We start from the raw sequence: 13443 nt of genomic DNA on the forward strand, positions 1-13443 counted from the left end.
GCACCTCATGAAACTCACCAAAAAAGAAATCGTCTTCGTAGATCCCATGCATACCGCCAAAACCTTGGTTTTGGTTTATCTCTGCTTCTCCTTTCCAATCGTATTGCTAGCCCTATTTGTCGCATTTATTCGTGACGGCGAAATCCCAGGCTTTACGGTGCTCTCAGCATTAGTCCTTAATGCATTGCTCGGTTTTGCTTTATTGTGGATTGCCTGCAAGGTATACAACTGGGTGGCAGGAAAATTTGGTGGAATCGAGCTTGCCCTCAGAGAGCTCACAGAAGAAATCGAAGCCGACTAATTTTTTCACTCGACTTGACTTCGCGCCTTACGTCTAATTTTCAGTCGTCAATAATTCAGTATTAATTAAACTTGGTGGCCGCTTACCATCAAGCGCTGCTCGTAGATTTTCTACTGCAAGATCTACCATCGCTCTACGCGTTTTTTCAGTAGCACTGGCAATGTGCGGAGCCAATACAATATTCTTACACTTGAGCAACTCCGGATGCACCTGAGGCTCGCCTTCAAACACATCTAATCCAGCAGCAAATATTCTTCCGCCTTGCAATGCTTGTGCCAAAGCGCCATCATCCACAATGCCGCCACGGGCAATATTAATCAGGGTTGCCGTGGTTTTCATGAGGGCAAGTTCTGGTGCGCCAATCGTATGATGATTTTGTGCGGTGTATGGCAGAACCAATACAACGTGGTCAGCAGTACGGAGTAGTTCTTCTTTAGAAACATAAGTTGCTCCACAAGATTTTTCATCAGCATCCGAGAGATGACTACGATTGTGATAGACCACCTTCATACCAAAACCGAGTGCGCGCTTAGCTATGCCTTGACCAATCCGCCCCATACCAATAATGCCAATAGTACTGTGATGCAAGTCCATCCCGAGTGGGTTATTCACAATCGACCATTGATCCCACTTTCCTGATCTGACCCAATGCTCTGATTCAGTCATCCGTCTAGCAGTAGCCATTAGTAAAGCAAAGCCAAAATCAGCCGTGGTATCCGTAAGCACATCAGGGGTATTAGTGGCCATCACTCCCGCAGCGGTAATGGCAGGAACATCAAGGTTGTTATATCCAACCGAGATATTGGCCACCACCTTCAAATTTTTAGCATCAGAAAGAGCTGCCGCATCAATTCGCTCACTACCGGCAACCAGAGCACCGTCCACCTCTGAAAGCGCCTTTTTTAGCTCCTCAGCGGTCAATATCTTGTCGGACTGATTAGATTGAACCTCGTAGGATTCCTCTAATTGAGCTAGAGCCTCGGGAAATATCGCTCTTGCGACCAAAATCTTAAACTTTCTAGAGGCTGCAGGGGTGTGGGCTTGTGAGTTCATAGCGTGACTTTACCTCAACTAAATTGACCCTTTCACCTGAAAAAAGACTGATTCGGCTAAAATTGGGTTTTCTAACTTAGAAGCTCACCAATCTGAGCTTCTCACCTGCAAACCATCATGACTTACGTTGTTACCGAAGCCTGTATCCGCTGTAAATACACTGATTGCGTCGATGTCTGCCCAGTCGATTGTTTTCGTGAAGGCCCTAACTTTTTAGTCATCGATCCAGATGAATGTATCGATTGCGCAGTATGCGTACCTGAGTGCCCAGTCAATGCAATTTATGCAGAAGATGATGTGCCAGGAGATCAACAATCTTTCATTAAATTGAATGCGGACTTATCGTCTTCATGGGCATCTATTACCAAATCTAAAGCGGCAATGCCTGAAGCTGAAGAGTGGAAAGACGTTAAAAATAAACTTGATCAACTGGTAAAGTAAATTGCACTCTCCCATTGAAACCGATGCAGTCATTATTGGCGCAGGTCCGGTGGGACTCTTCCAAGTCTTTGAACTGGGACTACTAGAGATTAAAGTGCATGTGATTGACTCCCTGCCCGAAGTTGGCGGTCAATGTATTGAGCTTTACCCAGATAAACCGATTTATGACATTCCAGCTGTTCCGATCTGTACGGGTCGCGAGCTAGTAAGTAATCTCTTAAAACAAATCGAGCCATTCGCGCCTCAGTTTCATTTAAACCAAGAGGTCTCTACCCTTGAGAAACAAGCCGACGGGCGCTTTCTGATTGGCACGTCCCTCCATCAATACTTCCTCAGTAAAACTGTTTTCATTGCTGCAGGCGTTGGCGCATTTCAACCAAGACTGCTTGCTCTAGAGGGTATTGATGCTTTTGTAGATCAGCAAGTGTTCTATCGCGTTAAAAATCCAGATCAATTTACAGGCAAGAGAGTAGTCATTTGTGGTGGCGGAGATTCCGCACTTGATTGGGCGCTCCACTTTGTTGGCAAAGCTGCGAGTGTGACACTGATTCATCGTCGAGATGAGTTCAAAGCAGCGCCGCAATCGGTAGCCAAGATGCGTGCCTTGTGTACCTCCGGTCAAATGCAATTGATCATTGGGCAGATTACTGGCCTTGAGTCTTCCGATGATCGGCTAACTGAGATTGCCGTAACCGATATTGATGGCAAAGTGCAAATGATTGGCTTAGATTCACTGTTATTGTTTTATGGCCTCTCGCCTAAATTAGGTCCGATTGCAGGCTGGGGCTTAGAAATTGATCGCAAACAAATTGCAGTAGATACAGCCCACTTCCAAACCAGCATTCCTGGGATTTATGCTGTTGGTGACATTAATATCTACCCAGGCAAGAAAAAACTCATCTTGTCAGGATTTCATGAGGCAGCTTTGGCAGCATTTTCAGCGGCCGCTTATTTGGCCCCTGAAAAGCAGATTCAACTCCAGTACACCACCACCTCCCCGAAGCTTCATAAAGCGCTTGGGGTGAGTCCACCGACATTCGAGTAAGCTCTCAACACCACCGAATTATTTGACTGAATAAACCTATGCGTCAATATCACAATCTCATGAAGGAAGTCCTCGAAAAGGGCGTCCAAAAATCCGACAGAACTGGTACGGGAACTATCTCTATCTTTGGCCATCAGATGCGTTTTAATCTGGCCGAAGGTTTTCCGATGGTGACTACCAAAAAGCTTCATCTCAAGTCCATCATTCAGGAACTACTCTGGTTTCTCAAAGGGAGCACTGATAACAACTGGCTCAAAGAGCGGGGCGTATCTATTTGGAATGAATGGGCAGCGCCTGATGGCGATCTAGGCCCGATTTACGGTTATCAGTGGCGCTCTTGGCCCGCTCCGAATGGTGAGCACATTGACCAGATCGCCGAGGTGGTGGAGACCCTTAAAAAGAATCCGGATTCTCGCCGCATTATTGTTTCCGCCTGGAACGTGGCTGATATCCCCCGCATGGCCCTAGCGCCCTGTCATGCCTTCTTTCAGTTCTATGTGGCAGACGGTAAATTGTCCTGCCAACTCTATCAACGTAGTGCGGATGTCTTCCTAGGAGTCCCTTTTAATATCGCGAGCTATGCACTGCTGACTCACATGATGGCACAGCAGTGCAATCTGGAGGTAGGCGACTTTATCTGGACTGGCGGTGACTGCCATCTTTACAGCAACCACTTGGAACAAGTCGATCTGCAACTGTCTAGAGACTTCTTTCCACTGCCTAAACTCAATATTTTGCGTAAGCCCGACTCGATCTTTGATTACGAGTTCGAAGACTTTGAAATTGCCGGCTATGAATCCCATCCTGCTATTAAAGCTCCTGTAGCCATTTAAGAAATCAGATCACCATGACCACAGCCACACACCCCGCCATCTCCATGATTGTTGCCCGCTCACGTAATCACGTGATTGGTAGAGATAATCAAATGCCCTGGAAGATTTCTGCTGACCTGCAGTTTTTTAAAAAAGTGACCATGGGTCACCCCGTCATTATGGGTCGAAAAACGTGGGAATCGATTGGTCGCCCATTGCCAGGACGTCGCAATATTGTGGTGAGTCGTAACGCTGACTTGCAGCTCACTGGCGCAGAAGTGGTCAACTCACTGGATGCAGCACTCGCTAGTTTGAGTGAATTCCCCCGTGTATTTGTGATTGGTGGAGAGCAACTCTTTACACAAGCCTTCCCCAAAGCAGATCGACTTTACATCACCGAAATCGATATCGATGTAGAAGGTGGCGATACCTTCTTTGCAGTTCCCAACGAATCCGAATGGAAAGAGGTGGAGCGTACCCCGGCCTCAGAGGATGGGGTGACTTTTAGTTTTCTTACTTTAGAACGCAAGTAATTCGGACTAACATCGTCAATGAGTCAGGCTGCAAGTTGCAGCTTGATCAAAAATTTTCTGTAGCGCAGCTAAGCTTGCCCGATTTAATGGCTCGCAAAAAGGTATCGTAGTCTGCTTCATTTTGCTTGCTATACGCGATTGAGAAATTAACAAGGGCATCATCTAATGCATCGCCTTGACCACAATAGCCAGCAAGTACAGCTGCATCCCCTGAGCGAGCATGTGCATTAGCCAATGCCCATCCAAATATTTTCGCAAAATCAGGAAATACCTGGGTGTTGATATCATCATCCCCAATAGAAATTCCACCCTTCATATCGCGCAACTGTCGGACATAAAAATCCGTTTCCACCGTGCTCCCAAAACCCAAAAAGAGGTCTGGCGCGCCCTGAATTAAGCACTGGCCATCAACTACCCGCTCACCTTGCGAGCTAAATTTCGTATCTGGGAAAAAGGGGGCTAGGACTGACTGTTGAGCCTCCTTTGTCTGCAGAAAAAGTGGGTCATGCACATCAAGACCTTCAAAATACATCACCCAACAAGAAGTGCCTACGCTACCGACGCCTACTATCTTTCGAGCCCAGTCAATCCATTTGTATTTCAGCAGCAAGTTTTTTCGATCTGGCAACAAAGATTTGATGTATGAATTTAAACCCGCATCATTAAGCTCCGATATGCTACTCCCATGGTAAGAGAACTCGAGATGCTCTATGAATGGTGGGTTGTTAACCAGTCGGATGCCGGCAGGCGTCATCTCTGTTAATTTGCCGATGACGCCTTGACTACTATTATTTCTCGCCTTATCAAGTAATCTTTTTAGGTACTTTTTACCAGCCGGGCTCCCGTAGTTGGCTGCGACGCTTAATAAAGCTTTCTCATCAATGTAGGTATGCTTCAAATCAATATAAGGGGTCGTAGCATATTGATGAAGATAATTTCGATACATAGTAGAAATATTTCGAACAATCATTTCGCCATAAGCTTGATCTTGACCGAGTTGTTGAGCGGCAATCATTGCGCTGGCTGTCAGTCGCTTTAAATCCCAGTCAAAATTACCCGGAAGGGTTTCATCAAAGTCATTAATTCCAAAGACTAGCTGATGTTCAGATGTCGAAAAGAAGCCAAAGTTACTTACGTGCATATCACCACATAACTGGACGGTGATAGGAGGACTTGCAGTGCCAGCCAAGTCCTTGGCCATAATTGCAGCACCACCTCTAAAAAAGGAGAATGGATTCACAGCCATACGAGCATGACGAATTGGGACGTATTCGGGAATACGTGATTTTGCTTGGGTCAGTAATATATTAATAGGGGATTGACGCTTGCCCTTGACAACGAAATCACCAATCGAAGCACGGCCGACTTGTTTGCGTATAGATCTCCCAAGATCATGTTGATCCTTAATGCTTGGATTCTTAGTCAGGAATGATTTGTATAGTTCGCTACTCATACTTTGATAATGCCATAAGGTACTAACCCAGCCCTCTTCAAAGACGATTGAGAGTTAGACAAAAGGATTCATTCGAGATCAGAGTTTCTTAGCAAAACTGTACTGCGCGAATGCTTGCTCAGCCACATTGAACCACTGTGCCTCCATGTTTCTGAATACACGATAGTCTTCAAAGATTTTCTTGAACTGTGGGCTCTTGGCAGACTCTTCGGCGTAGGTTTCTTGCGCTGCCTTAAAGCAGGCATCCAGCACAGAGGTATTGAACTTGCGCAATACTGCGCCATTCTGAACAAGGCGCTGCAATGCCGGTGGATTTAAAGCATCATATTTAGCGCACATATCAACATGCGCTTCAAAACAAGCCGCTTCCCATGCCGCTTGATAAGAGGGTGGCAAAGAATCCCACTGCTTCTTATTGACTAAAAATGAGAGGCCAGCGGCACCCTCCCAAAAGGCAGGGTAATAGTAATTTTTTGCTACTTTAGCTAAGCCCAGCTTTTCATCGTCATAAGGACCCACGAATTCAGCAGCATCAATCGTACCTTTTTCTAGAGCGGAGTAGATTTCACCGGCAGGCAGCTGCTGAGGAATAACGCCTAATTTAGCAAGCACTTGCCCAGCAAAACCAGCGATGCGGAATTTAAGCCCCTTCAGATCTTCTGGGGACTTAATCTCTTTGCGAAACCAGCCACCCATCTGCGTACCCGTTTGTCCACCCAAGAAATTCACAATGTTGTAGCTAGCGTAGAGCTCACGCATCAGCTTCATGCCATTGCCATGCAACATCCATGCAACCTGCTGACGTGCAGTCATGCCAAATGGCGCAGCCGTGTCAAAAATAAATGCGCTGTTCTTGCCTAAGTAGTAATAACTTGCAGTGTGTCCACACTCCACTGTACCGTTCTGGACTGCATCCAACACCTGTAATGCAGGAACCACTTCGCCAGCAGCAAATACTTTAACGTTGAACTTGCCATCAGTCGCTTTACGTAAAGCACTAGCAAAGACTTCTGGGGTACCAAATAGGGTATCTAAGGATTTAGGAAAGCTAGAGACGAGTCGCCAGTTCAGCGTTGGCAGGTTCTGTGCAATCGCTGGAGCAGTCAATGCTGCCGCGCCCGCGCCAATAGCTGCTTTCTTTAAAAAGGAACGTCTTTGCATTTTGTTCTCCTCCAAAATAATTTGTATCTGTTTTTTATTGATGTTTTTTATTTTTTGGCATTACTTGTTTACTTACCACCCACGGTCATTGATCCAATCAGAATAGATCCCGTTTCCTTAGTACCCCGAATCAGCGTATCACTACCAATCATTTGAATATCCATCAGCATATCGCGCAAGTTACTCGCAATCGTAATGCCCTCTACTGGGTACTGGATCTCACCATTCTCTACCCAGTATCCAAAGGCACCACGAGAGTAATCTCCAGTGACGTAGTTCACGCCCTGACCCATCAGTTCAGTCACAAGCAAGCCCGTACCCATTGCCTTTAAGAGCGCTGGTAACCCACCTTTAGGCGTTTTGCGACTTTGCAATGTCAGATGATGTGAGCCACCGGCATTGCCAGTAGTTTTCATGCCCAGTTTTCTAGCGGAATAAGTAGATAAGAAATAGCCTTGCAAAATACCTTTTTCGACCACGGTCCTAGCAGAAGTCTTCACACCCTCCTCATCAAAAGGTGCACTACCTGTCATGGATTTCAGGTGCGGGTTTTCAAAAAGGCTGATGTGCTTTGGCAATACTTGTTTGCCCAAGCTATCCAATAGAAAACTCGAACGGCGATACAGGGCGCCACCAGATACAGCTTGTACCAATCCACCCAATAGACCGGCGGCCAATGGCGCTTCAAAAATCACAGGGCAACGGCGAGTAGTGAGCGATCGCGCCTTCAGGCGTGAAAGCGCTCGCTCTGCAGCGTACTTACCAATCGCTGCTGGATCAGCCAACTCCCCAGGAATACGCGAACTCGAATACCAATCATCTCTTTGCATGAGCGACTTTTTACCGCCCTCATTTGCAATGGGTGCACAGGAAATATAGTGTCGTGAGAATGGGTAGCCGCCCATAAAACCATGGCTTGTTCCCATCATGAAATGTGCATGATGTGCCGATACCGAAGCACCATCACTATTTCGAATTTGCTTGCTCACCGCAAAGGCAGCGCTTTCTGCTGTTCGAGCAATATCGATTGCTGTCGCCGAATCCAAATCCCATGGATGAAATAAATCGAGATCAAGTGGATGCTTTTCAAGCAACGCTTTTTCAGCGGGGCCCGCACAAAGATCCTCTGCAGTATGTTGGGCAATATGAAATGCCGCCTCGACCGTTGCCTTTAAGGATGCTTTGGAGAAATCACTCGTACTCGCATTACCGCGACGATGACCCAAAAAGAGCGTAACACCGACCTGCTTATCAAGGCTTTGTTCAATAGTCTCAACCTCACCTTTGCGAACGGTGACTGAAAGACCTTGACCCTCTGAAATCTCCGCCACAGCATCGGAGGCACCCCGTCTTTTGGCTTCATTGAGCATGAAATCGATGATTTCTTGAAACTGATTTGATGAGTATGTAAACATGCCCTAATAATAGCTAGAATAGAAACATGATGCATACAGAAGCCTGGAAAAGATCCTCTCCCAACGAAATCAAAATTGGCCTGATTTCAATCTCCGATAGAGCGAGCAAGGGTGTTTACATCGATGAAGGTGTTCCCGCCCTGAAATTGTGGCTAGAGACGGCAATTACAGGCCCCTGCGTCTTTCATGAGCGCCTCATTGCTGACGAGCGTGAAATCATTACTGAAACCATCGTGGAACTATCTGATGAGCTAGGCTGCGATTTAATCCTCACTACGGGCGGTACAGGCCCCTCTCTGAGAGATGTGACCCCTGAGGCCACAATGGACGCTGGAACCCGGGAAATGCCCGGATTTGGCGAGCAAATGCGTCAAATCAGCCTACGATTTGTGCCTACTGCGATTTTGTCGCGGCAGACTGCCGTTTTACGAGAGATTGAGGGGCATGCTGCCCTGGTGATCAATTTGCCAGGCCAGCCGAAATCCATTAAGGAGACGCTTGAGGGCTTGAAGGATGGTGAAGGTAAATCGATTGTGCCCGGCATCTTTGCTGCTGTTCCCTACTGCATTGACCTGATTGGCGGCCCTTACATTGAGACCGATGAAGCTATCATCAAAACCTTTAGACCCAAGAGCGCCCTGAAGAAATAACAGCCGAGTCACTCTGGCAGTGGGACGATAAACTTATCACGGTAGTACTTGAGCTCCTCAATGGACTCTTCAATGTCTGCCAAAGCGGTATGGGCCTGCTTTTTAGTAAAACCCTTAACCAGCTCAGGATGCCAGCGTTTACAAAGCTCTTTTAGGGTAGAAACGTCGATATTTCGGTAATGAAAGAAGGCCTCTAGTTTCGGCATGTACTTGGCCATGAAGCGTCGATCTTGACCAATCGTATTGCCGCACATTGGGGCTATTCCTGGCTTGATATATTGCTTAAGAAAAGCAATACATTCAGCTTCAGCAGTGGCTTCATCAGTTATTGAGGTTTTAACCTTATCAATCAGGCCTGAGCGTCCGTGGGTACCTTTATTCCAGGCATCCATGGCATCCAATAAGGCATCGTCTTGATGGACCACCCAAACAGGGGCGGTTGCGATGGTATTGAGGTGCGCATCCGTCACAATCACAGCAATTTCCAAAATACGCTCTTTTTCGGGGTCTAAGCCTGACATCTCCATATCCACCCAAATCAAGTGTTCGTTGGCTGGCGCCGTCTTTGCTGCCGGGGTAACAATTTTTTCACTCATATCTATAATCATCTCATGACATTCACAATTGTTTTTCTAATCGCCTTCATCGCCAGCTTTGGTCTACGCCACTGGTTATCCCAACGCCAAATTCGTCACGTTGCTATTAACCGTGATCGTGTCCCAGCAGAGTTTGCCTCTCAGATCTCTTTGGCAGAGCATCAAAAGGCTGCCGACTACACCATCGCTAAACTCCGTTTAGGCGTTCTAGAGAATGGTGTCAGCGCCATTATTTTGATCGCCTTCACGCTGATGGGTGGGCTACAGATTCTGAATATGGGTCTCTTGCAATTACTCGGTGAAGGTATTGCGCAACAAATTGCCCTACTCTTCTCGATTGTGCTGATCTCTGGAATTATTGACCTACCTTTTTCTTGGTACAAACAGTTTCATCTTGAAGAGCGTTTTGGCTTTAATCGTATGAACACCAAGCTCTTCTTTAGTGATATGTTTAAAGGTCTGGGAGTGGGTGGTGCGATTGGCTTTCCCCTCCTCTGGGTCATCCTCAGTCTCATGGCTCAGGCTGGTGATTTTTGGTGGTTGTGGGCTTGGGGTGTTCTGACCGCATTTAGTCTATTAATGCAGTGGATATTCCCAACCTTTATCGCGCCCATCTTTAATAAGTTCGAAGCGCTAGAAGAAGGTCCCTTGAAGACGCAGATTGAAGCCTTATTAAATCGCTGCGATTTTGCGAGCCAAGGTCTTTTTGTCATGGATGGAAGCAAGCGTAGTGCGCACGGCAATGCATTTTTTGCCGGCATGGGTAAGGCCAAACGTATTGTCTTTTTTGACACCTTAATTGAGAAGCTGAATCCTGGTGAAGTAGAGGCGGTACTTGCTCATGAACTGGGTCATTACAAGTGCAACCATATCCGTAAGCGCTTAATCGTTTCTTTTGGCTTGAGCTTTGTGACACTTGCCCTCTTGGGTTGGGTCAGCACACAGCCCTGGTTCTATAGTGATCTTGGCGTCATGCCGAATCCCAATGGCTATAACGGTGGCTTAGCTCTAGCACTCTTCTTGTTGGTATCACCAGTATTTAGCTTCTTTCTCACGCCGCTGTCTAGCTTGGCATCGCGTAAACATGAATATGAGGCTGATGGTTTTGCAGCAGATAAATCTTCTGCGACTGACTTGATTACCGCTTTAGTAAAGCTTTACCAGGACAATGCATCCACTTTGACGCCGGATCCAATCTACACCGCTTTTTACAGCTCACATCCGCCAGCTCCATTACGCATCGCTAATCTCAAGCGCTTTAACCAAAGGCACTAGGAGCCAATTAAGTTAATGGAACAATTTCATGCGCTACTGACTGCTTCTTATGGACGACACTATTTAGCGCAGCGCTTAGTTCAAGATGGGCGCGGAAATGAGTCTCCTGCTGGTGAGTTAATTCAGGTGAGCACTCCAGCTAAGCAGCATATTGGTGCCGTGGGTGATCGCATGTTAGTGGAGATGACTTCAAGCGATCAAGCGCGCATTGTTCGTATCGAGCCAAGGGAGAATTTACTTTACCGATCCGATGCTTTCAAAAGCAAATTAATCGCCTCAAATGTCGATCAAATATTAGTCGTACTAGCTACGCAACCCGCTTTCTCGCCAGACCTTTTGGGAAGAGCTGTTGTTGCTGCAGAGACGAATCAAATTGGTTTGCATATCCTATTAAACAAGTGTGACCTCAAAGATAACTTAGAGCACGCTCGTAAAATCATTGCGCCTTATGCTCGTATGGGCTATCCCGTCACTGAGGTCTCCGCGAAGTTTGATGAGGCCTCTATTGCGGCATTACGCCCCGCTATCTGCGGCAAGGTATCTGTTTTTGTTGGGCAATCGGGGATGGGCAAATCGAGTCTGCTGAATGCTTGGGTTCCTAACGCAGCCGCAATTACCCAAGAATATTCAGTTCGCCTAGATACCGGAAAACATACGACGACTGCTTGTCGTTACTTTGAACTACCCGAGGCTTGGGGCAGAGATGCTCATGGTAAATTAGGCGCCTTAATTGACTCTCCGGGCTTTCAGGAGTTTGGTCTAGCGCACATGTCGGTTAGCGAACTAGAGCATGCCTTTAGAGAATTTCATGACTTGTTGGGCAAGTGTCGCTTTCACAATTGTGCACACCAGTCCGAGCCAGATTGTGCAATACGAGCAGCGGTAGATAAAAATGAAATAGCGCCAGAAAGACTGGCGCTATTTAGACAATTGCGCTCTGACTCAAAGACTGCCGATACTCAGATTCAAGGAATCAGCTAAGCCAAAGAGCGATGGTCAGCATTAGCAATAAAGCCATCCAAGCGATAACTAAGCGCCATACCAAGCCGATAGCTGAACGCATCGTGCGTTCAGTTGGCTCAAGACCTACCTCATAAATTACTGGCTCGCCAGCTTCAGCCATCCGCAGAGCTTCATCACTATCAGGCTCGCTCATGGGTTCGCCCAAGCGAACACCCAAGGCACCACTACCCGATGCCAATATGACTGCCGACAAAGAGTCAGACCATTTGCCAGTGAGATGACGCCATGCATAAACTGCGCTTTCAAAGTTGCCCACAATGGCAAAGCCCATCGCAGTGATGCGAGCAGGAATCCAATCTAAGACGTAGAAGAAATGGCGTGCTGCCTCACTTAAATTGACATCACCTTTTTCTGACCAGCGCTGAGCAGCAGTATCAGCCAAGCGATATAACACCACGCCTGCTGGACCGATGGGCATTAAAAACCAAAACAAGACACCAAAAACATGATGGTGGGAGCCGATGATAGCGCGCTCTAGAGCCAAGGAAATTACTTCAGTCTCACTGAGATTAGAGGCGTCTAGCTCTGGGCCATACCACTCCGCCAGGGCTAGTCGAGCCGCAGGCAGATCATGATTTGCGATGGCTTCATGTACGACTGTAAATGAGTGGCTAAATTGGCGAAAGCCAAAGAATAAATAGGCAATGGCAACGTTCCACAAGAAACCAAGGATCGGGTAAGTCACCATACAGGCAACATATAGCGCAAATACTAAGAATGTCGGCAGAATGAAGGCTACCAAACACGCCATACGGGCACCCACAGGACTGGCACCTTGCTCAGTCTTGCCGCCGAATTCACCGGCAACCCAATCTAACCATCGCGCACTCATGCGCGCTATCCAATGAGTAGAAGTTACCGGGCGATATTGCTCGGCAATAAGGGCGAAGAGAATAGAAAAGAAAGTCATACTTTTAATAAATGATAAAGGTTACGCAACATTCCAGCAGTGGCACCCCAGATAAAACGATTTTCATAGGGCATTGAATAAAACTGGCGACTACCTTGATCACTTTGCCAGACTCGCACTTGGTGATTTGCGGGATCCATTAAAAAATGTAAAGGCACCTCAAAAACATCCGCCACTTCAAAAGCGTCTAAGGCATATTCTGCCTGAGGTTTCACCAATCCTACAACTGGCGTCACACTATAGCCCGAAACGGTTAAATACTGGGGCAAGTGGCCAATAATCTCAACACCTTGTTGATTCAAACCAATCTCCTCCTCACTTTCCCGTAAGGCAGTGTGATTGGGATCTGAGTCGCCTGGATCCATCCGCCCTCCCGGAAAGCTAATCTGACCCGCATGATCATGCAAATGATCAGTTCTTTGGGTTAGCAAAACAGAGAGGCCATCATCCTTCAGTAGCAAAGGAATGAGGACAGCAGCGTGAGTCACTTTACCGGCAGCTTGGCGTTTCGAAATGATATCTGTAGCGATGACATGTCGATTCTCATCCGTGATCTCTGGCTGCCAAACCGGGGGGCTCTGAAAACGATCACGTAACTTCAGCGGATCCAATATATAGGCAGCGACTTTTGGCTGGTCAGCACACACCTTATGAATTGGTATTGACTGCGCATCAAAAGCCAAATGTGCGGCAACGCTCAATACCCGGTCTTGAGAATGTGGTTTCTGACTCATATCATTATTTTAGGGCAATAAAAAAGGTGACCTAGGCCACC

15 protein-coding genes are annotated in these 13443 nt (G+C 47.0%); 8 read left to right on the forward strand and 7 right to left on the reverse strand.

Going from position 1 to position 13443, the window contains the following annotated elements; all coding sequences use genetic code 11:
• Nucleotides 1–7 precede the first annotated feature (7 nt).
• Nucleotides 8–301, forward strand: coding sequence for a hypothetical protein (locus DN92_RS08075; RefSeq protein WP_173960749.1), 294 nt, complete (start codon nt 8–10; stop codon nt 299–301).
• A gap of 33 nt (nt 302–334) precedes the next feature.
• On the opposite strand, the gene DN92_RS08080 is transcribed toward DN92_RS08075, so the two are convergent.
• Nucleotides 335–1354, reverse strand: a complete 1020-nt coding sequence (locus tag DN92_RS08080; protein WP_173960750.1) for a 2-hydroxyacid dehydrogenase — start codon at nt 1352–1354, stop codon at nt 335–337.
• A 117-nt stretch (nt 1355–1471) separates the two neighbouring features.
• Here DN92_RS08080 and fdxA point away from each other — a divergent pair, with 117 nt between their 5' ends.
• Genes fdxA through DN92_RS08100 form a run of 4 tightly spaced genes read left to right on the forward strand, consistent with a single transcriptional unit; the run spans nt 1472 to nt 4185 of the window.
• Nucleotides 1472–1795, forward strand: a complete 324-nt coding sequence (gene fdxA / locus DN92_RS08085) for a ferredoxin FdxA (RefSeq protein WP_173960751.1) — start codon at nt 1472–1474, stop codon at nt 1793–1795.
• A gap of 1 nt (nt 1796) precedes the next feature.
• On the forward strand, nt 1797–2840 hold the full coding sequence (locus DN92_RS08090) for an NAD(P)/FAD-dependent oxidoreductase (RefSeq protein WP_173960752.1): 1044 nt from the start codon (nt 1797–1799) through the stop codon (nt 2838–2840).
• A gap of 38 nt (nt 2841–2878) precedes the next feature.
• Nucleotides 2879–3673: a thymidylate synthase gene (locus tag DN92_RS08095; RefSeq protein ID WP_173960753.1), complete on the forward strand. Its 795-nt coding sequence runs from the start codon at nt 2879–2881 to the stop codon at nt 3671–3673.
• A 14-nt stretch (nt 3674–3687) separates the two neighbouring features.
• The gene (locus tag DN92_RS08100) at nt 3688–4185 is read left to right on the forward strand and encodes a dihydrofolate reductase (protein ID WP_173960754.1); all 498 of its coding nucleotides are present in this window, start codon (nt 3688–3690) and stop codon (nt 4183–4185) included.
• Nucleotides 4186–4231: 46 nt separating this feature from the next.
• Here the strand turns inward: DN92_RS08100 and DN92_RS08105 are convergent, their stop codons facing one another.
• The 3 genes from DN92_RS08105 to pmbA form a co-directional block, all read right to left on the reverse strand.
• The gene (locus DN92_RS08105) at nt 4232–5638 is read right to left on the reverse strand and encodes a DUF2252 domain-containing protein (protein ID WP_173960755.1); all 1407 of its coding nucleotides are present in this window, start codon (nt 5636–5638) and stop codon (nt 4232–4234) included.
• Between the two features lie 78 nt (nt 5639–5716).
• Nucleotides 5717–6799, reverse strand: coding sequence for a TRAP transporter substrate-binding protein (locus DN92_RS08110; RefSeq protein WP_173960756.1), 1083 nt, complete (start codon nt 6797–6799; stop codon nt 5717–5719).
• Nucleotides 6800–6867: 68 nt separating this feature from the next.
• Nucleotides 6868–8214, reverse strand: a complete 1347-nt coding sequence (gene pmbA / locus DN92_RS08115) for a metalloprotease PmbA (RefSeq protein WP_173960757.1) — start codon at nt 8212–8214, stop codon at nt 6868–6870.
• A 26-nt stretch (nt 8215–8240) separates the two neighbouring features.
• Here pmbA and mog point away from each other — a divergent pair, with 26 nt between their 5' ends.
• A complete protein-coding gene (mog, locus tag DN92_RS08120) occupies nt 8241–8864 on the forward strand; it encodes a molybdopterin adenylyltransferase (RefSeq protein ID WP_173960758.1) in 624 nt (207 codons plus the stop codon).
• 8 nt (nt 8865–8872) lie between these two features.
• Here the strand turns inward: mog and orn are convergent, their stop codons facing one another.
• Nucleotides 8873–9460: an oligoribonuclease gene (gene orn, locus DN92_RS08125; RefSeq protein WP_173960759.1), complete on the reverse strand. Its 588-nt coding sequence runs from the start codon at nt 9458–9460 to the stop codon at nt 8873–8875.
• A 15-nt stretch (nt 9461–9475) separates the two neighbouring features.
• Here orn and DN92_RS08130 point away from each other — a divergent pair, with 15 nt between their 5' ends.
• The gene (locus DN92_RS08130; protein WP_173960760.1) at nt 9476–10735 is read left to right on the forward strand and encodes a M48 family metallopeptidase; all 1260 of its coding nucleotides are present in this window, start codon (nt 9476–9478) and stop codon (nt 10733–10735) included.
• Nucleotides 10736–10750: 15 nt separating this feature from the next.
• Nucleotides 10751–11716 (forward strand): ribosome small subunit-dependent GTPase A, encoded by a 966-nt coding sequence (gene rsgA, locus DN92_RS08135; RefSeq protein WP_173960761.1) that lies wholly within the window; start codon nt 10751–10753, stop codon nt 11714–11716.
• On the opposite strand, the gene DN92_RS08140 is transcribed toward rsgA, so the two are convergent.
• Together DN92_RS08140 and DN92_RS08145 are read right to left on the reverse strand one after the other, a co-directional pair.
• The gene (locus DN92_RS08140) at nt 11709–12668 is read right to left on the reverse strand and encodes a CobD/CbiB family protein (protein WP_173960762.1); all 960 of its coding nucleotides are present in this window, start codon (nt 12666–12668) and stop codon (nt 11709–11711) included. The two genes, rsgA and DN92_RS08140, sit on opposite strands and share 8 nt — an antisense overlap.
• On the reverse strand, nt 12665–13402 hold the full coding sequence (locus DN92_RS08145; RefSeq protein WP_173960763.1) for a CoA pyrophosphatase: 738 nt from the start codon (nt 13400–13402) through the stop codon (nt 12665–12667). The genes DN92_RS08140 and DN92_RS08145 overlap by 4 nt, the downstream gene beginning before the upstream one ends.
• Nucleotides 13403–13443 lie beyond the last annotated feature (41 nt).

Source organism: Polynucleobacter arcticus, assembly GCF_013307205.1.
Taxonomy (GTDB): domain Bacteria; phylum Pseudomonadota; class Gammaproteobacteria; order Burkholderiales; family Burkholderiaceae; genus Polynucleobacter; species Polynucleobacter arcticus.

What these genes read in the sequence shown, in the direction of transcription:
- rsgA (WP_173960761.1), top strand. Translation starts at nt 10,751, where the DNA reads ATGGAACAATTTCATGCGCTACTGACTGCTTCTTATGGACGACACTAT.
- DN92_RS08130 (WP_173960760.1), top strand. Translation starts at nt 9,476, where the DNA reads ATGACATTCACAATTGTTTTTCTAATCGCCTTCATCGCCAGCTTTGGT.
- DN92_RS08080 (WP_173960750.1), bottom strand. Translation starts at nt 1,354, where the DNA reads ATGAACTCACAAGCCCACACCCCTGCAGCCTCTAGAAAGTTTAAGATT.
- pmbA (WP_173960757.1), bottom strand. Translation starts at nt 8,214, where the DNA reads ATGTTTACATACTCATCAAATCAGTTTCAAGAAATCATCGATTTCATG.
- orn (WP_173960759.1), bottom strand. Translation starts at nt 9,460, where the DNA reads ATGAGTGAAAAAATTGTTACCCCGGCAGCAAAGACGGCGCCAGCCAAC.
- fdxA (WP_173960751.1), top strand. Translation starts at nt 1,472, where the DNA reads ATGACTTACGTTGTTACCGAAGCCTGTATCCGCTGTAAATACACTGAT.
- DN92_RS08110 (WP_173960756.1), bottom strand. Translation starts at nt 6,799, where the DNA reads ATGCAAAGACGTTCCTTTTTAAAGAAAGCAGCTATTGGCGCGGGCGCG.
- DN92_RS08140 (WP_173960762.1), bottom strand. Translation starts at nt 12,668, where the DNA reads ATGACTTTCTTTTCTATTCTCTTCGCCCTTATTGCCGAGCAATATCGC.
- DN92_RS08100 (WP_173960754.1), top strand. Translation starts at nt 3,688, where the DNA reads ATGACCACAGCCACACACCCCGCCATCTCCATGATTGTTGCCCGCTCA.
- DN92_RS08105 (WP_173960755.1), bottom strand. Translation starts at nt 5,638, where the DNA reads ATGAGTAGCGAACTATACAAATCATTCCTGACTAAGAATCCAAGCATT.
- DN92_RS08145 (WP_173960763.1), bottom strand. Translation starts at nt 13,402, where the DNA reads ATGAGTCAGAAACCACATTCTCAAGACCGGGTATTGAGCGTTGCCGCA.
- mog (WP_173960758.1), top strand. Translation starts at nt 8,241, where the DNA reads ATGATGCATACAGAAGCCTGGAAAAGATCCTCTCCCAACGAAATCAAA.
- DN92_RS08075 (WP_173960749.1), top strand. Translation starts at nt 8, where the DNA reads ATGAAACTCACCAAAAAAGAAATCGTCTTCGTAGATCCCATGCATACC.
- DN92_RS08095 (WP_173960753.1), top strand. Translation starts at nt 2,879, where the DNA reads ATGCGTCAATATCACAATCTCATGAAGGAAGTCCTCGAAAAGGGCGTC.